Annotated in this window: 24 protein-coding genes; 21 read left to right on the forward strand and 3 right to left on the reverse strand. The window is 69.1% G+C overall.

The window, feature by feature from the left end; all coding sequences use genetic code 11:
• Nucleotides 1-1,441: 1,441 nt before the first annotated feature.
• The 20 genes from FL311_RS01510 to FL311_RS01605 all read left to right on the forward strand — a co-directional run bounded on the left by FL311_RS01510 (nucleotide 1,442) and on the right by FL311_RS01605 (nucleotide 18,043).
• Nucleotides 1,442-2,116 carry a FliH/SctL family protein gene (locus tag FL311_RS01510; protein WP_141323013.1) on the forward strand — a complete coding sequence of 225 codons (675 nt, stop codon included), beginning with the start codon at nucleotides 1,442-1,444 and terminating at the stop codon, nucleotides 2,114-2,116.
• Nucleotides 2,117-2,141: 25 nt separating this feature from the next.
• Complete coding sequence (gene sctN / locus FL311_RS01515; protein WP_141323014.1) at nucleotides 2,142-3,455, forward strand: type III secretion system ATPase SctN; 1,314 nt, start codon at nucleotides 2,142-2,144, stop codon at nucleotides 3,453-3,455.
• Nucleotides 3,456-3,541: 86 nt separating this feature from the next.
• Entirely contained in the window at nucleotides 3,542-4,030 is a 489-nt protein-coding gene (locus FL311_RS01520; protein WP_046712706.1) for a flagellar assembly protein FliH, read from the forward strand.
• A gap of 33 nt (nucleotides 4,031-4,063) precedes the next feature.
• Entirely contained in the window at nucleotides 4,064-4,960 is an 897-nt protein-coding gene (locus FL311_RS01525; RefSeq protein ID WP_141323015.1) for a flagellar hook-length control protein FliK, read from the forward strand.
• Nucleotides 4,957-6,381, forward strand: a complete 1,425-nt coding sequence (gene sctQ, locus FL311_RS01530) for a type III secretion system cytoplasmic ring protein SctQ (protein ID WP_141323016.1) — start codon at nucleotides 4,957-4,959, stop codon at nucleotides 6,379-6,381. The genes FL311_RS01525 and sctQ overlap by 4 nt, the downstream gene beginning before the upstream one ends.
• 501 nt (nucleotides 6,382-6,882) lie before the next feature.
• Nucleotides 6,883-7,359, forward strand: a complete 477-nt coding sequence (locus tag FL311_RS01535; RefSeq protein ID WP_228556616.1) for a flagellar biosynthetic protein FliO — start codon at nucleotides 6,883-6,885, stop codon at nucleotides 7,357-7,359.
• A gap of 13 nt (nucleotides 7,360-7,372) precedes the next feature.
• Complete coding sequence (gene sctR / locus FL311_RS01540; protein ID WP_223746595.1) at nucleotides 7,373-8,200, forward strand: type III secretion system export apparatus subunit SctR; 828 nt, start codon at nucleotides 7,373-7,375, stop codon at nucleotides 8,198-8,200.
• Between the two features lie 13 nt (nucleotides 8,201-8,213).
• Nucleotides 8,214-8,477 (forward strand): flagellar biosynthesis protein FliQ, encoded by a 264-nt coding sequence (gene fliQ / locus FL311_RS01545; RefSeq protein ID WP_141323018.1) that lies wholly within the window; start codon nucleotides 8,214-8,216, stop codon nucleotides 8,475-8,477.
• Nucleotides 8,474-9,292, forward strand: coding sequence for a flagellar biosynthetic protein FliR (locus FL311_RS01550; protein WP_141323019.1), 819 nt, complete (start codon nucleotides 8,474-8,476; stop codon nucleotides 9,290-9,292). The genes fliQ and FL311_RS01550 overlap by 4 nt, the downstream gene beginning before the upstream one ends.
• Nucleotides 9,293-9,316: 24 nt before the next feature.
• A complete protein-coding gene (gene sctU / locus FL311_RS01555; RefSeq protein WP_141323020.1) occupies nucleotides 9,317-10,399 on the forward strand; it encodes a type III secretion system export apparatus subunit SctU in 1,083 nt (360 codons plus the stop codon).
• 46 nt (nucleotides 10,400-10,445) lie between these two features.
• Nucleotides 10,446-10,727, forward strand: a complete 282-nt coding sequence (locus tag FL311_RS01560; protein WP_141323021.1) for an EscU/YscU/HrcU family type III secretion system export apparatus switch protein — start codon at nucleotides 10,446-10,448, stop codon at nucleotides 10,725-10,727.
• A gap of 53 nt (nucleotides 10,728-10,780) precedes the next feature.
• Nucleotides 10,781-11,260: a hypothetical protein gene (locus FL311_RS01565; protein ID WP_141323022.1), complete on the forward strand. Its 480-nt coding sequence runs from the start codon at nucleotides 10,781-10,783 to the stop codon at nucleotides 11,258-11,260.
• A gap of 4 nt (nucleotides 11,261-11,264) precedes the next feature.
• Entirely contained in the window at nucleotides 11,265-11,729 is a 465-nt protein-coding gene (locus FL311_RS01570) for a SycD/LcrH family type III secretion system chaperone (RefSeq protein ID WP_074957228.1), read from the forward strand.
• Between the two features lie 122 nt (nucleotides 11,730-11,851).
• Entirely contained in the window at nucleotides 11,852-12,445 is a 594-nt protein-coding gene (locus tag FL311_RS01575; protein WP_141323023.1) for a hypothetical protein, read from the forward strand.
• 155 nt (nucleotides 12,446-12,600) lie between these two features.
• A complete protein-coding gene (locus FL311_RS01580; protein ID WP_046712718.1) occupies nucleotides 12,601-12,819 on the forward strand; it encodes a hypothetical protein in 219 nt (72 codons plus the stop codon).
• 162 nt (nucleotides 12,820-12,981) lie between these two features.
• Nucleotides 12,982-13,437 (forward strand): hypothetical protein, encoded by a 456-nt coding sequence (locus FL311_RS01585; RefSeq protein ID WP_141323024.1) that lies wholly within the window; start codon nucleotides 12,982-12,984, stop codon nucleotides 13,435-13,437.
• Nucleotides 13,438-13,525: 88 nt separating this feature from the next.
• Nucleotides 13,526-14,008 (forward strand): tetratricopeptide repeat protein, encoded by a 483-nt coding sequence (locus FL311_RS01590; protein ID WP_141323025.1) that lies wholly within the window; start codon nucleotides 13,526-13,528, stop codon nucleotides 14,006-14,008.
• A 100-nt stretch (nucleotides 14,009-14,108) separates the two neighbouring features.
• Nucleotides 14,109-16,232, forward strand: a complete 2,124-nt coding sequence (gene sctV / locus FL311_RS01595) for a type III secretion system export apparatus subunit SctV (RefSeq protein ID WP_141323026.1) — start codon at nucleotides 14,109-14,111, stop codon at nucleotides 16,230-16,232.
• A gap of 162 nt (nucleotides 16,233-16,394) precedes the next feature.
• The gene (locus FL311_RS01600; RefSeq protein WP_141323027.1) at nucleotides 16,395-17,477 is read left to right on the forward strand and encodes a DUF1521 domain-containing protein; all 1,083 of its coding nucleotides are present in this window, start codon (nucleotides 16,395-16,397) and stop codon (nucleotides 17,475-17,477) included.
• Nucleotides 17,478-17,527: 50 nt separating this feature from the next.
• Complete coding sequence (locus FL311_RS01605; protein WP_228556618.1) at nucleotides 17,528-18,043, forward strand: tetratricopeptide repeat protein; 516 nt, start codon at nucleotides 17,528-17,530, stop codon at nucleotides 18,041-18,043.
• Nucleotides 18,044-18,097: 54 nt separating this feature from the next.
• On the opposite strand, the gene FL311_RS01610 is transcribed toward FL311_RS01605, so the two are convergent.
• The gene (locus tag FL311_RS01610; RefSeq protein WP_141323028.1) at nucleotides 18,098-19,153 is read right to left on the reverse strand and encodes an FHA domain-containing protein; all 1,056 of its coding nucleotides are present in this window, start codon (nucleotides 19,151-19,153) and stop codon (nucleotides 18,098-18,100) included.
• Between the two features lie 34 nt (nucleotides 19,154-19,187).
• A complete protein-coding gene (locus FL311_RS01615; RefSeq protein WP_194868999.1) occupies nucleotides 19,188-20,249 on the reverse strand; it encodes a tetratricopeptide repeat protein in 1,062 nt (353 codons plus the stop codon).
• Between the two features lie 100 nt (nucleotides 20,250-20,349).
• Between FL311_RS01615 and FL311_RS01620 the strand changes: the two genes are divergently transcribed.
• Nucleotides 20,350-20,868: an outer membrane beta-barrel protein gene (locus FL311_RS01620; protein WP_141323029.1), complete on the forward strand. Its 519-nt coding sequence runs from the start codon at nucleotides 20,350-20,352 to the stop codon at nucleotides 20,866-20,868.
• Here the strand turns inward: FL311_RS01620 and FL311_RS01625 are convergent.
• Nucleotides 20,865-21,656, reverse strand: coding sequence for an RDD family protein (locus tag FL311_RS01625; RefSeq protein WP_141323072.1), 792 nt, complete (start codon nucleotides 21,654-21,656; stop codon nucleotides 20,865-20,867). The genes FL311_RS01620 and FL311_RS01625 overlap by 4 nt on opposite strands.
• Nucleotides 21,657-21,712 lie beyond the last annotated feature (56 nt).

Consider the following 21,712-nt stretch of genomic DNA (forward strand, 5'->3'; position numbering starts at 1 on the left):
GTCCGCGGTGCTGCCGCCCCCGCCCGGCGCGCGCAAGGCCGCCGCTGCCGCCGCTGCCGCCGCTGCCGCACGTCCCGCCGCGCCGTCCTCGGGGCGGGATGCGGCGCCTCCCGCGGGGCGGGATGGCGCGAGTCCGCCGCCTCGCGAGCCCGCCGCCGCGCGCCCTGCTTCAGGGGCTCCCAAGGCCGCGCCCGGACAGGGTGGGCCGGTCTCGCGTCGTCCTGCTGGCGCGGCGCCCGCCGTCCGTCGCGACTTCATGGCCGAGCGCGCCGCGAGGAACGCGGGCGCCATGTCCAGCCGCGAGGGCTCGCGTGTCGCGCGCCCCAAGGACGGGGCCTCGGATGGCTCGGCGATGCATCGGATTCCGCCGCGCCGCGACCCTGGGGCCTCCCCGGAGGCCTCCGGGGTCCACCGGGAAGCCCGGCGAGACCCCTCGGCCCCGGTGGCCCGCAGGGAGCCGTCCGGAGCCGACCCCCGGTCCGCTCGACCCGGAAGGGTGGATCCGGAGGGTGCCCGCATCGGTCCGCCTCCGTCGCGCCTGGGTCAGGGTGGGGCTCGTCCTCGTCCGTCGAGCGCTGCCGCGGGCTCGCCCGAGGCCCCGGCGCGTGCTCGCATCGGTCCGCCTCCGTCGCGCCTGGGAGGCCCTCGCCCCTCGAGCGCGGCCGCTGGTGAGCCCCTGCCTCCCGGTGCCCGAGAGCGTTCCCGTGTGGCGCCCGACGCCGAGGGCTCGCGGGTGGCGCCCGCGGGGGATGGCTCGCGGGTGGCGCCCGCCGGTGATGGTTCCCGTGTGGGGCCAGCCGCCGGGGGCTCGCGTGTGGGGCTCGCCGGGGGCTCGCGGGTGGCGCCCGCCGCGGATGGCTCGCGAGTGGGCCCCGCGGGTGATGGCTCTCGTATCGGGCCCGCCGGGGGCTCGCGGGTGGCGGCCGCCGCGGATGGCTCGCGAGTGGGCCCCGCGGGTGATGGCTCTCGTATCGGGCCCGCCGGGGGCTCGCGGGTGGCGCCTGCCGGTGATGGCTCGCGAGTGGGGCCCGCCGCTGGGGGCTCCCGGGTCGCGCCCGCGAGTGATGGCTCACGCGTGGCGCCCGCGGCTGGCGGCTCGCGCATCCAGCGTCCCCCCGAGGCAGGATCCCGCGTACGGCCTCGTCCCGATGCCCCCGAGGCCCAGGAGGTCTCTCGCGTGTTCCGCTCGCGCTCGTCGGTCTCCATCGCGGCGGTGCGCCCCGAGTCCCCCCGTGAGGGAGGGGCGGAGCGGCCTCCTCGGGTGCTGGCCGGGCGGGCTGGCACCTCCGCGGGGCAGGCGCCCGCGGGCGGGCAGGAGGGGACGTCCGTGCAACGCAGGCCACGTTCACCATCCGGGACGGATGACTCTTCGTCCTCGGGCTCGGGCGGGCGTGGACCTCGCGGCGGAACGCGCTAGCATCCGGCCCGCAAGGAGCGGCGCATGGCGATCGGCAAGGTGATCAAGGGAGACGGGACGGCGGAGCCGTCCGTCGTGTCGGAGCGGCCGGTGTTGCGGCCTCCGCGCGCGGGGGTGATGAACGCCGAGGTCTTCGAGGCGCGCCAGGGCGCCCAGGGCATCCTCGAGGAGGCGCAGCGCGAGAAGGAGCGCATCCTCGCGGAGGCGCAGCGGGAGCGTGAGGCGCTCCTCGTGAAGACGCGCGAGGAGGGGCGTCAGGAGGGACTCGCCCAGGCCACGGAGATCATCCTCCGGGCGAAGATGCAGGCGGGGGAGATCCTGGCCACCTACGAGCAGGACGTCATCGCCCTGGGGCTGCGCGTCGGGGAGAAGATCATCGGCCGGAGCCTGGAGAAGGACCCGGACCTGATGCTGGAGCTGTGCGCGGCGGCCATCGACAACCTGCGCAGCGCCCGCTCCATGGTGCTGCGGGTTCATCCCAAGACGGCGGCGGTGCTGCGCGCGAAGAAGCCGGTGTTGATGGAGCTCATCGGTCGCGCGGTGGACCTGGCCATCAAGGAGGACCCCGAGGTGGCCCCGGTGGGCTGCATCGTCCAGACGGAGTTCGGCACGGTGGACGCGCAGCTGCCCACGCAGTTGGAGATGCTCCAGAGCGTGCTCTTGCCCGACCAGAACGGCCCGAAGGAAGGCCCGGCGTAGCCGGGACGGGAAGGAGCCCACGTCCATGGCCATCGACCTCTCTCGTTATCTCGACCTCATCAAGGACGCCCAGACGGTCCGCGTCCGCGGCCGCGTCACCGAGCTGACGGGCCTCATCATCAAGGCGAGTGTCCCCAACGTCCGCGTGGGCGAGCTGGTGCTCATCAAGAGCCGTGCCCGAGGCGCGGTGAAGGCCGAGGTCGTCGGCTTCCAGGGCGACGAGGTCATGCTCATGCCCCTGGGTGAGCTGTACGGCATCGGTCCGGACAGCGAGGTGATTCCCACCGGCAAGCCGCTGAGCATCAAGTGCGGCGAGGCGCTCCTGGGCCGCGTGCTCAACGGCATCGGCGAGCCGATGGACGGCAGCCCCCTGCCGGACGAGGGGCTCATCGACTGGTCCGTGGACCGCGACTGTCCGGACCCCTTCACGCGTCAGCGCATCGAGCGGCCGCTGCCCCTGGGCGTGCGCTGCATCGACGGACTGCTCACCGTGGGCGAGGGGCAGCGCGTGGGCCTCTTCGCCGGCTCCGGCGTCGGCAAGTCGACGTTGATGGGGCAGATCGCGCGCAACACCAAGGCCGACCTGTGCGTCGTCGCCCTCATCGGCGAGCGTGGTCGCGAGGTGCGCGAGTTCATCGAGGACGCCATGGGCGAGGAGGGCATGAAGCGCTCCGTGCTCGTGTGCGCCACGTCCGACCAGCCCAGCCTGGTGCGTCTGCGCGCCGCCTACGTGGCCACGGCCATCGCCGAGTACTTCCGCGAGCGCGGCGGCAACGTGCTCTTCATGCTCGACACGGTGACGCGTCTGGCGCGAGCCCAGCGTGAGATTGGCCTCGCGGTGGGCGAGCCCCCGGCGCGTCAGGGCTATCCGCCGAGCGTGTTCTCCATGCTGCCGCGCATCCTGGAGCGCACGGGCAACTCGCAGAAGGGCAAGTGCACCGCCATCTACACGTGCCTGGTGGCCGGCGGTGACATGGAGGAGCCCATCGCGGACGAGGTCCGCGGTATTCTCGACGGCCACTTCATCCTCAACCGCGCCCTGGGCGAGCGAAACCAGTGGCCCGCCATGGACGTGCTCGCCAGCCTCAGTCGCGTGATGAGCGGCATCGTCTCCAAGGAGCACAAGAAGGCCGCCGGGAAGCTGCGCGAGACGCTCTCCACGTACGAGAAGCAGCGCGACCTCATCCTGCTGGGGGCCTACCAGTACGGCACCGACCCCCGCACGGACTACGCCATCGACAAGTACGACTCCATCATCGACTTCCTCAAGCAGGACACCCACTCGAACTCGGACTTCGAGGACACGGTGGGCCAGCTGGTGGGGCTGTTCGACGAGTGAGGTCCACCCTGGAGGGTGGGCTTGGGGGCCCCTGGCCCACTGGACAGGGGTGCACCTCCGGGAAACCGGGGTAGGATGGGGACACCATGCCCCCGTACCGGTTGCAGACCCTGCTGGACATGCGGACCCGGGCCAAGGAGGAGGCCGAGCAGGCCTTCTCCGACGCCATCAAGGCCCTGGAGCGCGAGAAGGTGGAGCTCCAGCGTCTGATGGACGAGCTGGAGCGGCGCAAGCGCGAGCGCAAGGAGAAGGTCGCCGCCTACCTCAAGGAGATCATGGCCAAGGGTGCCGGCATCAACGGCATGAACATGATGGGCCGCTTCGAGGAGCGCCTGAAGGACGAGGAGGCGCAAGTGGCGCTGGAGGTCGAGCGTCAGCGTGAGGCGGTGAAGGTGGCCGAGCGCCTGGTCGAGCAGCGGCGCCGGGAGATGGCCGAGGCGGCCAAGGAGCTCAAGGCCATCGAGAAGCACAAGGAGACCTGGCAGAAGCAGGTGAAGCATGAGCGCCAGCAGCGCGAGGAGTTGAGCCAGGAGGAGATTGGCAACGCCTTGTTCCTGGCTCGGCAGCGCAAGTAGCCTGCCGCCACCCCATCCCTCGGGAAAGATGTCATGAGCCGTGTCGACGACGACCGTGAAGCAGCGCGCCTGGCCGAGCGCATCATGCAGGAGAAGAAGCTCGCCGAGGGCCAGGCCAAGAAGCGCCAGGAGGGCACGTCCGCCTTCCAGAAGCTGATGCAGCCGCAGGCGCAGCCCCAGGCGACGGCCCCCACCCAGACGCCGCAGACGCCGGGAGGCCTGGCCCGTCAGGTGCTGGCCAAGGCGACCCAGCAGGGGAAGACCTTCGGCGAGGCCCTCCAGCAGCCGCCCCAGATGGGCGGCAACCCCGCCTCCACGCTGGCCCAGACGCAGCGTCGGGCGGACACGAACACCTCGGAGGCCCGCTCCGGCTCGCGCGCCTCGGACGCCAAGGAGACCCAGCGCACCTCCGAGGGGCGGGAGAAGGACCTGGACAAGGCCGACTCGGCCCTGGGGCAGGTCAGCTCCGAGCGCGGCGCGGCCATCCGAGCGGAAGCGGACGCGGGCGGCAAGGGCAGCGGCGGCGGTGGCAAGGAGGACAAGAAGGGCGGCGGTGGCACGGAGATGGGGGCGGGCTTCCGCTTCAATCCCGCGCTGATGGCGCCGGTGCCGGTGGCCAAGCCCAAGGACACCGCGGGCTCCGAGCGGCTGCGCGCCATGGCGAGCGAAATCGCGCAGAAGATCGTCGACCGCGTGCGCGTGGGGACGAACGCCGCGGGCCTGGCCGAGTTCCAGATTGATCTGCGCGGGGACGTGCTCAACGGCCTGTCCATCAAGGTCAGCGCGCGCAACGGGAAGATCTCCGCCACCTTCAGCGGCACCAACCGTGACGTGCTGAAGATGCTCGAGGAGCAGAGCGACGGGCTTCGCACCGCGCTCGGGGGCCGGGGCCTGAAGCTCGAGACGGTCCGCTTCGAGGCGAAGACATGAGCGTGGAGCCGGAGGACGAGTCTCCGGGCGTGCACGAGCGCACGATGCTCGTGGACCTGCGCAACCTCAAGCCCGTCCGTCCTCCTCCCGAGAAGGCCGGCGCGCCGGAGAATGCGGAGCCGCGTCCCGAGAAGGCCGAGCGGCCGGAGAAGGTCGCGCGGAGCGCCTGGCGTCCCTTCACGTTCAAGGGGCTGGAGAAGGTGTCGCGCGCGCAGGGGCAGCTCGCCGAGCGGCTGCGCTGGCTGACGCCCAACGAGGGGACGCTGACGGGGGTGTCCGCCCGGCTCAAGGGGCTCTTCGACGCGGAGGTCGGCCTGTCGCTGGAGTCCGTGCAGGTGCGGCCCATGGCGGAGCTGCGCCGCTTCCTGGGGGACCCGACGTTCCTCGCGGTGCTGGCGCCCGGGGCGCTGCCGGGGCGGGCGGTGCTCGAGGTGGAGCTGGCGCTGGCGCACACGGCGGTGGACCTGCTGTTGGGCGGCGCGGGCGAGACGGTGGGCTTGAGGCCCCTGACGGACATCGAGGAGGGCGTGATGGGCTACGTCATCCTGGAGGCGCTGCGGGTGCTGGTGCCCGCGCTCCAGGTCGGCGTGCCTCGGCCGAGGCTGGACGGGGTCGCCCGGGGCGTGGACGAGGTGTCCGCGCGCCTGGGGGACGACGGGCCGATGTTGACGGTGCACCTGAACGCCACGCTGGGACCGCACGGCGGCATGGTGCGGCTGGTGGTGCCGGCGGCGGTGCTGGAGGCGGCCGAGCCCGCGGTGGAGAGCGCCCAGCGGCGCGCCCGCGTGAAGGCGGACCTGGCGGCGAACGCGGGCCGGCTGTCGGCGGTGCGCGGGTGGCTGCGGGCGGAGATTGGCACGGCGGAGCTGACCGGCCAGGACCTGGCGAGCCTGCGCGTCAAGGACGTGGTCCTGGTGGACGTGCTGTCGGCGCGGCCGGACCGGGGCGAGCCGGGCACGGCGCAGCTGCGGCTGGGCGCGGGGCGCTCGGGGCACGCCGAGGCCGAGGTCTTCGTCGAGGACGGGCGCTACCAGGCGCGCATCACCCGCATCATCCCCGGGGAGTCGGGGAACCCGCGCTCGGCCGCCGAGGAGGGTGGGGGGCGGGACGAGGAAGAGGATTTCACCAACCCGGAGCTGGACGTTCCTCCGGAGCTCGAAGGGGCACCCTTGGACGACGTGAACAAGCCGGATGGAAGCGACCTGCTGGGCGACGTGCCGCTGCAGATCGCCGTGGAGCTGGCGCGCATCCCGGTCACCGCCGAGCAGGTGGTGGGCATGCGGGCCGGTCAGGTCATCGAGCTGAGCCGGGGCCCCGGTGAGCCGGTGGAGCTGTCCATCAACGGCAAGGTGGTGGCCCGAGGTGAGCTGGTGGAGATGGAAGGCCAGCTCGGCGTGCGTGTCACCACGTTGGCGAGCTGAGCACCTTCGCGAGGACTGGAAGCAAGCGGGCTGCCAGACGGGGCCCGTGGCGGTCCTCCGGCCTTTGAACTAGCCTCGCCCCCAGCCATGGCAGTCCTCCGCAACCCCCTCTCGCGCCTGACCCTGGGCGCCACGCTGCTGCTCGCGCCCGCGTCCGTGTGGGCGCAGGCGCCCGCGGCGAGCCCGTCGCCTGTGTCCGCCGCGCCCGCTGGGGCCGTGGCGTCGCCACAGGCAGGGCAGGGCGCCTCGGCAGCGCCTGTCCCCGCCTCGCCACGTGTTGCCCCGGCGGGGGGCTCGACGGCACCCCCTTCGACCTCCGCTCCTTCGATGGGCGCCACGGCCGAGTCGGCTGCGTCCACCGCGCCCTCGATGGCCGCTGGAGCCGCCGCGCATTCCGGGCGCGCCACGGGCGCGATGGCCGTGCCGACGACGGCCGCGGTGCCTGCTCCGGGTGAGGCGTCCGCCGAAAGCGCGCCCGCCGCACCTCTCGAGCGCGCCCCCGTGAAGGCCGCCGAGGCGACGCGTCGCACGGGCGAGGCGCCCGTCTGGGAGGACCCCTCCATCGATGCCGCCGCCGCACAGGAGGCGGAGCCGGAGAGCATGGGCTGGATGCTCGTGCGCACCCTGCTGGTCCTGGGCGCGGTGGTGGCGTCCATCTACCTGACGTTGAACGTGGGCCTTCGGCGGTTGATGGGCCTGCAGTCCGCCTCACCGGGGCGGCAGACGGTGGTCTCGGTGGTGGAGCGGCTCCCCCTGGACCCCAAGCGCGCGCTCTTCGTGGTGAAGGCCGCGGACGAATACCTGTTGGTGGGCGGCGGCGAGGCGGGCCTGCAGTTGCTGTCGAAGCTGGATGCGGAAGCCGTGGAGCGCATCCGGGCACAGCGCCCGCAGACGAACGTGGTTCCCCTCAGCCCTTTCCTCCAGAAGCTCCTTTCCCGTCGCTCCGGGGGCTCGTCGTCCGAGCCCCCTGGCGCCTGATGGCCCCCTTCCCGTGAACGCCCTGACACCCGCCCTCCCTCGTCTTCCGCGCGTCGCGCCCTGGCTGTTCGCGGCCGTGGTGTCGCTGCATCCCTTCATCGCGCTCGCGCAGAAGAAGCGCCCGGGCGGCATCCCCGACTCCGTCGCCAACGAAGCGGTGAGCGCGGACACCTTCACCTCGCGCCCCCTCGTCCTCATCCTCGCGCTCGCCGCCATGGGCCTGGTGCCCTTCGCGCTGATGATGGTGACGAGCTTCGTGAAGATCTCCGTCGTCCTCTCCATCGTCCGCTCGGCGCTGGGCACCCAGCAGATTCCGCCCACCCAGGTGATCACGGGCCTGGCGGTCATCCTCACCGTCTACATCATGGCGCCGGTGGGCACCTCCATGTACCGGGCCTCCGAGGTGGACATCTGGGACACCGGCGGCGCGGGCAACTTCTCCTCCGCCAAGGTGGGCACGCTCCTGGAGGGCGCCGACCGCGCCAAGGAACCCCTGCGCGCGTGGCTGATGAAGAAGGTCACCGTGAAGGACCGCTCTCTCTTCTACAACCTCGCCAAGAAGATGCGCACGGGCGAGGACCGCGACTCGGTGAAGAGCGAGGACTTCATGGTCATCATCCCCGCCTTCGTCGTGTCCGAACTGAAGGAGGCCTTCCAGATTGGCTTCCTGCTCTTCGTCCCGTTCATCGTCATCGACATGGTGGTGGCCAACATCCTGCTGGCGCTCGGCATGCACATGCTGTCGCCGACCACCATCTCCATGCCCTTCAAGCTGCTCCTGTTCGTGCTCGTGGACGGCTGGTATCTCATCGCCAAGGGCCTGGTCGTCGGCTACCTGTAAGAGGAAGGCACCCATGAACCAGCTCACGTTCATCACCCAGGAAGCGCTGTTCCTGGTGCTCGTGGTCTCGGCCCCGCCGGTGTTGATGAGCCTGTTGGTGGGCTTCCTGATCTCCCTGTTCCAGGCGACCACGCAGATCCAGGAGCAGACGCTCACTTTCGCCCCCAAGGTCATCATCGTCTTCGGGGTGCTCGCCATGACGGGCCCGTGGATCGGCGGCCAGCTGGTGCGCTTCACGTTCCACGTCTTCGACCGGTTCCCCGCCCTCATCAAATGAACGCCGCGGAACTCGTGTCCGAGCTGGCTGCCCGGACCAACTTCTCCGCCGCCATCTTCACGGTCGCCCTGCTCATGTGCAGGGTGATGCCCGTGCTCATCTTCAGTCCCTTCCTGGGCGGCGAGGTGGTGCCCACGGAGATGAAGATGGGCATCGGCCTGACGCTGGCCATCGTCCTGTATCCGTCCATCGCGCACTCGGTGACGACCATCCCCCTGAGCGCGCTGCCGTACATCGCGCTGATGGCCAAGGAGATCTTCATCGGCTTCTCCATGGCCTTCGTCGTCAACGGCGTGTTCGAGGCCGCGCGCATCGCCGGCACGCTCGCGGACACCATGTCCGGCAGCAACAACGCCCAGCTCTACGTGCCGCAGCTGGGGCAGCAGGTCTCTCTCTTCTCCAACCTGAAGGTGCAGCTGTCCGTGGTGCTCTTCCTCACCCTGGACGGGCACCACCTGGTCATCCGTGCCCTGGCGGACAGCCTCGCCACGGTGCCGCTGGATGGCTTCCCGCGCTTCAGCCAGGGCTCGTGGACCTTCTTCGACGTGCTCCTCCGCGTCTTCGCGGACATGCTGCGCGTCAGCCTGGCCCTGGCGGCCCCCGCCATGCTGGCCGCGTTCCTCACCGACGTGGCGCTGGGCGCCATCAACCGCGTGGCGCCGCAGATCCAGGTGTTCTTCATCTCCATGGCCATCAAGCCGCTCGTCGGCGTGCTCATCACCTTCCTGGTGCTGGGGACGTTGATCGGCCGCATCCAGGACGAGCTGGCCCACATGCTGAAGGTGCTCCACGACGCCCTTCGGCTGCTGGCCTAGCGCCCACGGAAATCAAGCGCGCCCATGTCCGACGACAGTGGAGACAAGACAGAAGAACCGTCGCAGAAGAAGCTCGACGACTCTCGCAAGAAGGGTCAGGTCTGGAAGAGCAAGGATTTGAGCGGCGTGGCGGTGCTCGTGGTGGGCCTGTCCGCCGTGAAGGCGACCTGGGACAACCTCGAGAAGGAGCTCTCCAGCCTCTTCCTCTTCAGCTTCGACCACATGGCCCGGGGCGGGGACCTGTCCGACGCGACGGGGCAGCTGCTCTACCTGGGCGTGCGCGCGCTGCTGCTCGTGACGCTGCCGGTGCTCCTGGGGGGCGCGGTGATTGGCGGGCTGATGGAGTTCCTGCAGGTGGGCTCCCTGTTCACCATGGACCCGCTGATGCCCAAGCTGGACAAGCTCAACCCGCTGGCCGGGTTGAAGAACATGTTCAGCAAGAAGTCGCTGGTGGAGCTGCTCAAGAACCTCATCAAGATCTCCGTCACCGCCTACGTCGTCTACGGCGTGGTGCGCGACGCGATGCCCATGGTGCTGGAGACGGTGCGCCAGGACACGCACACCATCATGGTCATCATGGGGGAGCTGGTGACACGCGTGGCCGCGCGCGTGGCGCTGCTCTTCGTCATCTTCGCCATCTTCGACGTCTGGTGGCAGCGCAAGTCCTTCATGAAGGACATGATGATGTCCAAGGACGATGTGAAGAAGGAGTACAAGGAGAGCGAGGGCGACCCGCACCACAAGGCCAAGCGCAAGGAGTTCCACCAGGAGATCATGGAGGGCCAGCAGATGGAGGCCGTGCGGGACGCGGACGTCATCGTCACCAACCCCGACCACGTGGCCGTCGCCCTCAAGTACGACCGGGAGAAGGACGGCGCCCCCCGCGTCCTCGCCAAGGGCGTGGACCACAAGGCCGAGCGCATCAAGGGCATCGCCCGGGAGCAGGAGGTCCCCACGCTGCGCAACGTGCCGCTGGCGCACGCGCTCCTGCGGGTGGAGGTGGGCCACGAGGTCCCGGAGGAGCTGTACGACGCGGTCGCCGAGGTCCTCAACTTCGTCTACGAGCTGAAGAACGGCGCCCCCCAGGCCCCCGCGGCCCGCGCCTGACGGGGTGGGGTGGGGCTACAATCGCCGGGACTTCGCGGAGCTGCCCATGAGTGACGACGCCGAAATCGCCATCGCGCTGAAGTACGACAAGGAGAAGGACGGCGCTCCGCGCGTGGTGGCCAAGGGCCTGCGGCTCAAGGCGGAGAAGATTCGCGCCATCGCCAAGGAGCACGGCATCCCGGTGATGCGCAACATCCCCCTGGCCAACGCGCTGTACCGGGTGGACGTGGGCCAGGAGGTGCCCGAGGAGCTGTACGACGCGGTGGCCGAGGTCCTCAACTTCATCTACGAGCTCCAGCGGGAACAGGCCGCCTCGGGCGGCAGGTAGGCGAGGGGGGCTGGACGGCCCCCCCCTGTCTGGGGTGTGCTCCGGAATCGACGATGGCCAGAATCAACAATCAGCCCCCCGGTGGACCCCAGTGGCCCTGGGGGGGACCCCGCAGCGTCCGTGAGCGGCTGGTCGACCCGTCCCAGGTCGACCGCAAGAAGCTGCGCAAGACGGGCAACCCCAAGAACCCGGCGCTCGCGTCCGCGGCGCTGCTGGACTTCATCGGTCCGGCGCACTCCTCGGAGGAGCTCCGCCTGCCCCTGCCGCCGCACCCCGGCGGACACGAGGCGGACCTGGAGGGCTTCAGTGACAGGCCCCACCTGGCCAGCGTGGCGGGGCGGGGGAGCGACGAGTCGCGCCACCTGCTGGAGCGCGGCCTGTCGCGCATCAACGCCTCGCCGGACCGCCTGGAGCGCCTCAAGGCCCTGCTCCAGCGCGAAGCCTCCATGCTCACCCTGGTGGACCAGGTGAACGAGGAGACCAAGGAGATCATCCGCCGGATGTGGGCGGAGCAGAAGGACGAGGGTTACTAGCGCCATGCCGGAGGACCCTCAGGACGAGGCGCAGCTGGCGGCACGGCTGCAGCGTTGGGCGGACGGCAAGTCCACGCTGCGCGAGGTGCGCGGCTACTCCAACGACGAGCTCTACGCCATCGCCAAGACGGCGTACTTCTTCTTCTACCAGGGGCGCATCAACGAGGCGCGCACGCTCTTCCAGGGCCTGTACGCCGTCAACCCCACGGACGGCTACTTCGCCAAGGCCCTGGGCGTGGTGGAGATGGCCGCCGGGAACGGGCAGGGCGCCCTGGCCGCCTTCGACGTGGCCGCCAAGCTGTCCCCGCAGGACCCGTCCGTCTACGTGGGCCGCGCCGAGGTGAAGCTGGCCCTGGGTCAGAAGCAGCAGGCGCTGGAGGACCTTCGCCGCGCCGCGGCGATGACGCCCCAGGATGATCCGGTGGTGCGCAAGGCCGGCGCCATGGTGACGGCGCTCACCCGCCGTTGAGTCCAGCACGCTCCGGCGTCCGGCCTCGGCCAGACGCCGGGTAGGTGAGCCTGGAACAGTCTGCTAGGCTCGCCGGGTTCACTCACCCCAACCCTCTTTGTGGAGAGGTGGAGAGTCATTCGATGAGCACGCAGAAGGCGAAGATGGGCGCGCTGCCGCCAGAGCCCGCGGCGCTGGTGGAGAAGCGCGAGAAGCTGCTGGCGGAGCTGGAGACGCAGTCGAAGACGGCCCAGGGCACCTTCCTCCAGGTCGTCCGCACCATGAAGATGCTGGTGTCGTCCACCACGCCGGGCGCCCCGTTCGACGAGCGCCTCTACGGCGACGTGTCCAGCGCGCTCGAGCGCTTCATGGCCGACCCCATCCTCCCGGTGCCTCCCGCGTTGGGCATGGTGGTGACGTACCTGTCCGAGCGCCTGAACACCTACGGGATGACCATCCAGAACGCCGTCAAGGAGGCGAACCCGGAGATGCACGCGAAGCTCGCGTTCACGCCTCCGAGCGCCCAGCCGGCCCCCGCACCGGCGGCGCCGGCCGCCGCGGCCCGCGCCCCCGCCGCCAAGGATGGCTTCGAGAGCGGCTCTTCCCGCCGGGGCCTGGCCCTGGACCCCGAGGCCAGCCCCCCTCCGCCCGCGGCGGACCCGAAGCAGGAGCAGCAGAAGCTGGAGGGGTTCAAGGCCTGGATGAAGAACCCGAGCCTTGGAAAGATCAAGGGTTAGGCCTGTTTCCGGAGGGGACCCGGGACGGGCGGATAAGCCGGAAATGATCCGGATAATTCGCAGGAAACTTCTGGACCCCTCCCCCGATAATCTTTTTGTAGCCGCCGCTGCACTTCACCTCGCAGCACTCACGAATTAATCACAGGAGAACGACCATGAGCATCTCTGCCAACTTCAACGCCGCTGCGAGCAGCATCCTGGCCGGTTCCAAGGCCTCCAACGACATGATCGCGGCGGCCCCGAAGGATCAGCAGCCGTTCCTCCGCGCGCAGGAGCAGATGCAGCGTGAGGCCAAGCTGGTGGAGCTCATCTCCAACTCGATGAAGAAGATCGAGCAGATGCAGAGCGCCATCGTCGGCAACATGCGCGGCTAGTCGTAGCCCGCAGCTGGCAGCACCCTGGCCTCGCAACAGCTCTCCGAGCTGCTGCGGGGCCGGTTCATTTCCGGGCCTGGATGGACACGGCCCCACGCCTGTCCGAAACTTTCCGGCCCCACCCCGCGAAAATCCCTTCAACCCATCTTTTTGGAGAAACCCATGGTCGCTCCTGTCAACGGCGGTTCCCGCTCCATCCCGTCGCAGAAGACCGCGTCGGAGTCCACGACGCAGACCCCGTCGGATCCGGCCGCGGAAAGGGCCCGGCAGCAGTCCACCATGGACGGCATCCGCAAGAAGGACCCCACCAAGCTGACCGGCGGAGATCGCCAGAACTACGCGAACGCGCTCGGCACGGACAAGCTGCTCGAGAACAAGCCGTTCCTCGGCTTCTTCCCCGACTCCGTGTCGGAGACCATCGCCAAGAAGATGGATGAGGACGTCAGCAGCTTCCTGAAGCAGAACCCGGGCGCGTCGCTGAAGGACATCGACAAGCACCTGGACGAGCGCTTCAAGACGCACATGTTCAGCGCGGTGGTCGCCCAGAAGGGCGTGGACATGGCCATCGCCAACCTCAAGAAGCAGCTGCAGAAGATCCGCGACGGCTTCGACGACTAGTGCGGTCGGCGCCTCTTGACTGGTGGGCCTGCTGGAGGCGGGCTAGACTCCAGGCCGCCTCCATGTTCCGCCCCGGGAATGAGTCCAGATGACGACGACCCAAGCCAAGGCGCCGGTCTCCGAGAATGATGTGAAGCCGCTGTCCGGTCCGGCGCTGCTGGAGCGGGCCACGCAGGGCTTCGACCTGTTCCAGGAAGGCCGCTTCCAGGAGTCGCTGGCCCTCTTCGAGGAGCTGGCCGCGATGGATGGCTCGGAGGCGTACTTCCAGACCGCCCTCGGCGCGTGCCACCTGGCGCTGGAGAATCTGGACCAGGCGGAGGCCTTCTTCAACCGGGCCATCGAATTGGACCCCTCGGACCTGACGCCGTTCGTCAACCGGGGCGAGGTCCACCTGCGCCAGGGCAAGGTGATGGAGGCGGCGCGTGACTTCAACCACGCGGTGTCCCTGGACCCCGAGGGCAAGGACCCCTTGAGCGGTCGCGCGCGGATGCTGGCGGCCGCCGCCCTGGAGAGCGTGGAGGAGGCCCAGTCCGGCGCCCCCGAGCGCGACTCCGGCTCCGAGCGCCCCTGAGTCCTCCCGCCGTCTCCTCTCTGGACGGAACACCCCCGCCCGGCTCGTGAGGCCCCCCTTGGGCCCGGGGCCGGGCGCGGACTAGGATGGGTATCCTCTGATGTCCGCCTCCAATCCGAACAGCTTCCTCTCGAAGTACTCCGACATCGTCCTGGCTGTTATCGTGGTGGCCATCGTCGGGATGATGATCGTCCCGCTGCCGCCGCTGCTGCTGGACGTGCTGCTGACGCTGAACATCAGCATCTCGGTGGTGCTGCTGCTGGTGTCCCTCTACGTGCCAGCGGCGCTGCACCTGTCGGTGTTCCCGACGCTCCTGCTCATCACCACGATGTTCCGGCTGTCGCTGACCATCTCCACCACGCGGCTCATCCTGCTGACGGGAGATCCGGGTGAGGTGGTGGTCGCCTTCGGAAACTTCGTGGTGCAGGGCAACTTCGTCGTCGGCGCCATCCTGTTCCTCATCCTGGTCATCGTGAACTTCATCGTCATCTCCAAGGGCTCGGAGCGCGTCGCCGAGGTGGCCGCGCGCTTCACCCTGGACGCGATGCCGGGCAAGCAGATGTCCATCGACGCGGACCTGCGCGCGGGCTCCATCGACCAGGACCAGGGCAAGAAGAAGCGCCGCGACCTGGAGCGCGAGAGCCAGCTGTTCGGCGCCATGGACGGCGCCATGAAGTTCGTCAAGGGCGACGCCATCGCCAGCATCATCATCACCGTCGTCAACATCGTCGGTGGCCTCATCATCGGCGTGACGCAGAAGGGCATGTCCGCGGCCGACGCGGCCCAGAAGTACACGCTGCTCACCATCGGTGACGGCCTGGTCGGCATGATTCCCGCCATCCTCATCTCCACCTGCGCCGGCATCATCGTGACGCGCGTCGGCGGCGAGGAGGAGGGGGCCCACCTGGGCAAGGACATGGGCAGCCAGCTCACGGCCTACCCCAAGGCCATCGCCATCGCCGCGGGCATGCTCATCATCCTGGGCCTGGTGCCGGGTCTGCCGAAGATTCCCTTCTTCCTGTTGGGCTTCGGCGCGGGCTTCGGCGCGTGGACGATGCTCAAGAAGCAGAAGGAAGCGCAGATGGTGGAGGAGGCCGGGCCGGCCATGGAGTCGGACCTGGGCACGCCGATGTCGTCGGAGCCGGCGCCCAAGGAGCCGATGAACCCGGACTCCGAGCTCTTCATCCCCGTCGTCACGCCCATCGTCCTGGAGGTCTCCGACGCGCTGGTGCCGTACGTGGACTCGCGTCAGGACAACGGCAAGTTCCTCTTCGAGCTCATCCCGTTCATGCGCGATGGCCTCTTCGTGGAGCTGGGCGTGCGCTTCCCGGGCGTGCGCGCGCGCGGCAACTCGTCGCTGCCACCGGGCGCGTACCAGATTCAAATCAACGAGGTGCCCGTCGTCACCGGGCAGGCCACGCTGGGCCACGTGCTGGTCAACGACACGGTGGACCGCCTGCGCCTGATGAACATCCAGGGCTTCGAGGCCATCAACCCCGCCACCCGCCAGCCGGCCGCGTGGGTGCCCGAGCAGCACCGCGACACGCTGGAGGCCGCGGGCCTGACGACGTGGGACGTGCCCGGCTACATCATCCTCCACGTGGCGGCCATCCTCCGGCGCAACGCGCGGGAGTTCGTCGGCGTGCAGGAGACGCAGACGATGCTGGAGCAGTTGGAGAAGGCCTTCCCCGCCATCGTCAAGGAGGTCATCCCCAAGGTCGTCAACGTCCTGAAGCTCACGGACATCCTCCAGCGCCTGGTGGAGGAGGAGATCTCCATCCGTGACTTGCGCGGCATCCTCCAGGCCCTGTCGGAGTACGGCCAGGTGGAGGCGGACAACGTGATGCTCACCGAGCACGTCCGCGCCTCGCAGCGCCGCTACATCTCCCACAAGTACGCGCGCGGCAGCGGCACGCTGGTGGTCTACCTGCTGGACCCCAACATCGAGGAGGCCATCCGCGGCTCCATCAAGCGCACCTCGGCGGGCGCGCACCTGGCGCTCGAGCCGGAGCTGGCGCAGGAGATCGTCCAGGCCGTGCGCTCGGAGTGTGGCCACCTGCCTCCGTCCGCCCAGCGCCCCGTCATCCTCACCGCCATGGACATCCGGCGCTACGTGCGCAAGCTGCTGGAGTACGAGTTCAACCCCTCGTTCTCCGTGCTGAGCTACCAGGAGCTGTCCCCCGAGCTGAACATCCAGCCGGTGGCCCGCATCTCCACCCGGTAGTCCCGGGGCAGGGCAGGGCGCGGGGGCGTCACTTCCGACCCCCGCCGTCGTGATCGGAATCCTCGCGTTTCAACGCAACTCGCGAGGCCGGACACCGACAATGGAAGGAAGGCGGGAGTGCGTGCTCTCCAGCGCGGATTCCCCGAGATTCGGGAGGAAGTCATGACGAGTGTCAATCAGGCCGGCAACGCTTCCCGTACCCTCAGCACTGGCAGCACGAAGGTCGGGCTGAGTGATGCGGAGCTGACGAAGAACCTCGGTCTCATCGAGAAGACGGTGGAGAGCGCGTTCGCGGACATCGAGTCCGCGGTGAAGGCGCTCAACCAGCTCAGCGAGAACTCGTTCTCGACCGAGCCGGTCCGGGTGAGCGACCTGACCGCGACGGTGGACTCCGGGAACGTGTTCCCCACGGAGAAGCCGCTCATCGACGAGAACACCTTCCGCCCGGCGGACAAGCTGAAGGTGGACGACAAGGGCACCATCACCACGCCGGGCGGCTACAAGATCGAGCAGCTGGGCAAGTTCGAGTGGAAGATCTCCGGTCCGGACGGCAAGAGCACCCGCATCTGGGGCGACCCGCACGTCGACGAGAGCGACGGCGGCAAGTTCGACTTCAAGCGCAACACCACGTTCCAGCTGCCGGACGGAACGGAGATCAACTGCACCACCGTGCCCTGGGGCAACAACGGGATGACGGTGACGGGCAGGCTGGACATCACCAACGGCGCGGACCACATCGCCGTCACGGACATCGACAAGGGCAAGGGCAAGGTCGGTGAGCTGACCAAGGACGGCTACGAGACGACCGTCGCCTTCCAGTGGAACGACACCTTCCAGAACAACAGCCGGGACCTGCTCGTCATGGGCAAGGACTCCGACGACTGGGCCAACCAGGGCAAGGAGGTCCTGGGCGACGAGGGCGGCGGCGCCACCTTCAAGCACGGCAAGGACCTGGAGTTCCAGTACAAGGACACCCCCTCGGTGCTCAACCTGCTGCCCGAGCCGGCCAAGGACAAGAAGGACACGTCCAAGGCGGGGGACGTCACCCAGCAGCGCGACGCGCTGATGCAGAAGGTGAACGACCACATCACCCAGGCCATCGCGGTGCTGGGCAAGCCGAAGGAGTCCGAGAAGGAGCAGCCCCTCGAGGACCGCTTCAAGTCCGTCGCCGACATGTTCAAGGCGCTGGATGAGATCAACTCGCTGAATGATATGGTCAAGCCGCGCAGCAACATCTTCATCTGACCCATGGCAACAAGAGGGGCCCTGCCTGAAGGGCCCCTCGCGAGGTGGTCTTGAGCGGCAAACCGGAGCGCGGTGGAACGCCGGACGTGCGGATTCCGAAGGCCCTGGTGGACAAGCTCGTCAAGGGCGAGCTCCAGCTGGGCCAGTTCCTGGGAATGACACGTGAGCGGCTCTTCGAGTACGCCGCCGTGGGCCACAAGATGCTCCAGGCCGGCCGCACCCGGCTGGCGCTGGACATCTTCCAGGGCCTGACGGCGGCCGCGCCCCAGGAGCCCGCCTTCCACACCCAGCTGGCCGCCACGCTGCTGACGATGGAGCGCGTGGACGCCGCGTTCGACGCCTACCAGCGCGCGCTCGCGTTGGATGGCTCGCACGGCGACGCGCTGGTGGGCCGCGGCGAAATCCTGCTGCGCCGGGGCCAGGTCCCGGAGGGCCTCAAGGACCTGAGTCGGGCCATCGAGCTGGACCCGGGCCTGAAGAAGCGCTCCACCCAGCGCGCCAAGGGCACGCTGCTCGCGCTGAAGAAGCAGGCCGAGACGCTCAAGGCCGCCCGGCCGAAGCGCTGACGTGACGCCGTCCCCGCGGTGAGAACATACGGGCGCGCAGGTCGCGCCCGCGCCTCAGGCGCCGGCGACCACGGCGATGAGCAGCACCAGGAACACCAGCCCCACCACGCCCATGACGACGAGCGGGACGAGCTTCTGCTTGTCCTTGAGCATCGCCATGGCGCCGCCCGGAGCGACCTCGTCCGGGACGGAGTTCTCCTGGGAGGGTTGGATGGGCTCCTCGATGGGGCCGGGCTCGGGCTCGGGCTCGGGTTCCGGCTCCGGGGGAGCGGGCTCCGGCTCGGGCTCCGGGGGAGGCGGCTCGGGCTCCGGCTCCGGGGGCTTCTGCTTGCGCACCGGCGCGGGGCGCGAGGGCGACGGAGGCGGGGCCTTCTTCACGTCGGTGGCGAGCTGGACGGGCTCCTCGGCGGGCTCGGCCGGGTCGACGTAGAGGAAGCGCGTGCCGCCCACCTCCACCTCGTCGTTGTCCTTGAGCGCCTTGCGGTTCACCCGCTTCTTGTTGACCTTGATGCCGTTGCGGCTGCCCAGGTCCTCCACGTGGGTTCCGGACCAGTCGCGGCGGATCTTCGCGTGCTTGCGCGAGGTGAGGTCGTCCTTGAGGACGATGTCCACCTCCTTCTCGTCCCGGCCGATGACCAGCTCGGACGCGTCCGCGATTTCGATGCGCTCGCCCTCGCGAGGGCCGTTCATGATGCGCAGGTAGCGCTCCTCCGAGGAGGACAGTCCGCGCATCACGTCCTTCAGGTTGTCGCGCGCGATGAAGGACGTCTTCTCCGACGTGGCGTCCCCGTTGATGAGCTCCGTCACCTTGTCGAAGCGCACGTCGTACTGCGCGATGGCGATGACGTCGCCGTTGCGCAAGAGGCGCTTCTCGCCCTTGGGCAGGGGCTTGCCGTTGACCTGGGTGCCATAGGCGCTGCCCAGGTCCTCCAGGAAGAAGAGCGTGCCCTCCTGGCAGATGCGCGCGTGGTTGCGCGACACCGCCTGCTGGGCCAGCACCACCTGGCAGGACTTGTCTCGCCCCAGCGTGATGACCGATTCGGTGAGGACGTGCTCGGTGCCCTTGGCTCCGGCCTCGCTGCGCTGCGTGACGGTGAGACGGACGCTCATCGAGGGGGTGGTGCGTGCAGGGAACTGCGGGGCATCAGAACGTCGCGTTGCTCAGGTACTTCTCGCACGTCTGATACTCGGTGGGGAACTCTTCGGAAGTCGCATACTTCAGGAAGTTCTTGCAGGCCACCTCGGCGTGCTCGTGCTTGTTGGCGTCCTGGAAGAGCTCGAAGAGTCCGAAGTGGCAGGGGGCGTACTTCCCATCCAGCTTCACGCACTTCTTGTAAGTGGTCTCCTCCTCGGCCAGAAGCCCCTTCTCGCGGAAGGTCCGGGCGAGGGTGAAGAGCGCGGGGGCGGAGTTCTCCGCCTGCTGGGTGTCCTTGACCTCGCGCAGGCCCGCGTCCGTGAGCGCCGCCTTGCGCTGGGCCAGGGCGAGGTTGTTGACGCAGCTGGTCAGCTTGGCGTCCAGCTGGATGCAGTTGGCGAAGGCCTCGCGCGCGTCGACGAAGCGCCCCAGCTCCATCAGCGTGTTGCCGTAGTCGTGCCAGACGTCGGGGTTGTTCGGGTCCGTCGCGGCGGACTGGGCCATGTGCTCGGCGGCCTCTTCGTACTGGTCCTCCTCGAAGGCGATGATGCCCAGCGAGTGGTGGGCGGCGGCCAGGTTCGGATTGATGGCGAGCAGGGTGCGGAACTCCTTCTTCGCCTCCGTGTACTTCTTCATCTTCATCATCGTGACGGCGAGGCTGTAGCGCGTGTCCAGGTTGTCCGGGTTCACCTTCAGGGCGCGACGGTAGTTGTCGTGCGCCTTCCCGTAGGCTCCCTCCTCCGCGTAGAGGTAGCCCAGGTTCTGGTACGACTGGAGGTGCTCCTGGTTGTAGCGCAGGGCCTTGATGAAGTGCTTCTTCGCGTCGTCCTTGCGGCCGGCCATCATCGCGATGATGCCCTTGTTGGCCCACAGGTCCGCGTACTGCGGCGAGAACTCCAGGCCCAGGTCGCAGTAGACCTCCGCCTTCACCAGGTTCTGGGCGTGCAGCTCCTGGGCGCAGAGCTCGTTGTTGATGAGCGCGCGCTCATGCGGCGGCGGCGTGGACAGACAGCCGGCGAGCGGAAGCGTGCAGACCAGGGAAAGCGCGGTGACAAGGCGGGCAAGACGCATGGCCGACCGAGTGTAGGAGAGCGCCTCCTTTGGCGCAACGCCTCGGCGGGGCCTGAATCCGGGCTGATTTCGGTGGGTTGCACGATTAGAGTGGCCGCCCATGCGTACCTTGCTCTGTGCTCTCACCTTCGCGCTGGCCCTGCTCGGGGCGGCCCCGGCCCACGCCCAGTTCGCCAATCGCAGCCTCGGGTTGTCGCTGGGTTACATGGACTTCAACCGCACCAAGGGGTTGGACGACGCCTTCTTCCTGGGCATCGACGCGAGCCTCTACATCGAGAACGGCTTCGAGCTGGTGTCCCTGTCGAAGGTGGCCTTCCCCCGCGACACGACGGACCCGGCGCGCAAGCGCGTGGTGGGCCTGGCCCCGTCGCTGGGCATCCGCTACCTGCTGATGGAGGAGAGCATCCGCCCCTACCTCGGCTCCGACATCAGCTACCTCATCGTCTTCAAGGAGAGCATGAGCAACTTCGTCGGCATCGGGCCCAATGCCGGCGTGGACTTCTTCATGTCGGACTCGGTGAGCGTGGGGCTCAGGGCGCAGTACAACTTCTACATCGCGCTCAACGAGAAGACGCAGAACTCGCTGACGTTGTCGGCGGGCGTGGCGGCGTACTTCTAGCGCTTGGGCAGGAGGGCCGCGGCGACGAGCAGCGTCCATTTCTCGTCGGACAGGTGGGCGGGCTTCTCCATCGCCAGCGCGTCCTGCAGCCGCGCGCCGAGCGCGGCGAACAGGCGCAGGCGGGCCTCCATGCGCAGCTCGTCCCGGCGGAGGACGGCGGTGAGCACCAACTCCCGCTCCTCCGTGGACAGCCGCTTCACCCGTGAGACGAAGAGCGGATCCGCCAGCAGGCCCTCCTCGCCGGAGGCGTTGATGGCGGAGGGCACCTTCAGCCGCCGCTCCCGCACGACGATGGTGCCGGCGAGCATGTCCCCCAGCCGCTGCTGCGAGCCGGAGACGAGCGCCGTCACGCCACCCACCAGGTACAGCAGGGGGAGCCGGTCCACGGGACGGGCCAGGTTGCGCAGCGCCGCGTGGTAGAAGCCGATGCGCACGCCGCTCTCCTGGATGACCCGCAGGGACAGGGCGCGCTTGCCCACCGTCTGGCCGCTCCAGAGCGTCTCCAGGGTGATGCCGTAGCCCCAGTCCACCAGGAAGTACACGACGATGCCCAGCGCGCTCGCGATGCCGGGGAAGGCGGCCATGACCAGGCTCAGCCCCAGGATGACGGCGAGGCTGATGACCACGACGATGACCGAGTCCAGGAGCCACGCCAGGAAGCGCGAGTACAGGCCCGCGAGCGTGAAGCGGAACTCCACGTACTCCGGTGTGAGCACCGTGTGGGTGCCGTCCAGCAAGGTGTCGGTGGCCGTCGTCACGGCGGGCAGTGTAGCCGGCTCTCCGGGCATGCGGGGGAGCATGGGTGGCCGCGGGTATTCCCAGGTGAGCCCTTCGGGGGCCCTGC

This window comes from Myxococcus sp. AB025B (assembly GCF_006518215.1).
Lineage (GTDB): Bacteria > Myxococcota > Myxococcia > Myxococcales > Myxococcaceae > Myxococcus > Myxococcus fulvus.

What these genes read in the sequence shown, in the direction of transcription:
- FL311_RS01510 (WP_141323013.1), top strand. Translation starts at nt 1,442, where the DNA reads ATGGCGATCGGCAAGGTGATCAAGGGAGACGGGACGGCGGAGCCGTCC.
- sctN (WP_141323014.1), top strand. Translation starts at nt 2,142, where the DNA reads ATGGCCATCGACCTCTCTCGTTATCTCGACCTCATCAAGGACGCCCAG.
- FL311_RS01520 (WP_046712706.1), top strand. Translation starts at nt 3,542, where the DNA reads ATGCCCCCGTACCGGTTGCAGACCCTGCTGGACATGCGGACCCGGGCC.
- FL311_RS01525 (WP_141323015.1), top strand. Translation starts at nt 4,064, where the DNA reads ATGAGCCGTGTCGACGACGACCGTGAAGCAGCGCGCCTGGCCGAGCGC.
- sctQ (WP_141323016.1), top strand. Translation starts at nt 4,957, where the DNA reads ATGAGCGTGGAGCCGGAGGACGAGTCTCCGGGCGTGCACGAGCGCACG.
- fliQ (WP_141323018.1), top strand. Translation starts at nt 8,214, where the DNA reads ATGAACCAGCTCACGTTCATCACCCAGGAAGCGCTGTTCCTGGTGCTC.
- FL311_RS01550 (WP_141323019.1), top strand. Translation starts at nt 8,474, where the DNA reads ATGAACGCCGCGGAACTCGTGTCCGAGCTGGCTGCCCGGACCAACTTC.
- sctU (WP_141323020.1), top strand. Translation starts at nt 9,317, where the DNA reads ATGTCCGACGACAGTGGAGACAAGACAGAAGAACCGTCGCAGAAGAAG.
- FL311_RS01560 (WP_141323021.1), top strand. Translation starts at nt 10,446, where the DNA reads ATGAGTGACGACGCCGAAATCGCCATCGCGCTGAAGTACGACAAGGAG.
- FL311_RS01565 (WP_141323022.1), top strand. Translation starts at nt 10,781, where the DNA reads ATGGCCAGAATCAACAATCAGCCCCCCGGTGGACCCCAGTGGCCCTGG.
- FL311_RS01570 (WP_074957228.1), top strand. Translation starts at nt 11,265, where the DNA reads ATGCCGGAGGACCCTCAGGACGAGGCGCAGCTGGCGGCACGGCTGCAG.
- FL311_RS01575 (WP_141323023.1), top strand. Translation starts at nt 11,852, where the DNA reads ATGAGCACGCAGAAGGCGAAGATGGGCGCGCTGCCGCCAGAGCCCGCG.
- FL311_RS01580 (WP_046712718.1), top strand. Translation starts at nt 12,601, where the DNA reads ATGAGCATCTCTGCCAACTTCAACGCCGCTGCGAGCAGCATCCTGGCC.
- FL311_RS01585 (WP_141323024.1), top strand. Translation starts at nt 12,982, where the DNA reads ATGGTCGCTCCTGTCAACGGCGGTTCCCGCTCCATCCCGTCGCAGAAG.
- FL311_RS01590 (WP_141323025.1), top strand. Translation starts at nt 13,526, where the DNA reads ATGACGACGACCCAAGCCAAGGCGCCGGTCTCCGAGAATGATGTGAAG.
- sctV (WP_141323026.1), top strand. Translation starts at nt 14,109, where the DNA reads ATGTCCGCCTCCAATCCGAACAGCTTCCTCTCGAAGTACTCCGACATC.
- FL311_RS01600 (WP_141323027.1), top strand. Translation starts at nt 16,395, where the DNA reads ATGACGAGTGTCAATCAGGCCGGCAACGCTTCCCGTACCCTCAGCACT.
- FL311_RS01610 (WP_141323028.1), bottom strand. Translation starts at nt 19,153, where the DNA reads ATGAGCGTCCGTCTCACCGTCACGCAGCGCAGCGAGGCCGGAGCCAAG.
- FL311_RS01615 (WP_194868999.1), bottom strand. Translation starts at nt 20,249, where the DNA reads ATGCGTCTTGCCCGCCTTGTCACCGCGCTTTCCCTGGTCTGCACGCTT.
- FL311_RS01620 (WP_141323029.1), top strand. Translation starts at nt 20,350, where the DNA reads ATGCGTACCTTGCTCTGTGCTCTCACCTTCGCGCTGGCCCTGCTCGGG.
- FL311_RS01625 (WP_141323072.1), bottom strand. Translation starts at nt 21,656, where the DNA reads ATGCCCGGAGAGCCGGCTACACTGCCCGCCGTGACGACGGCCACCGAC.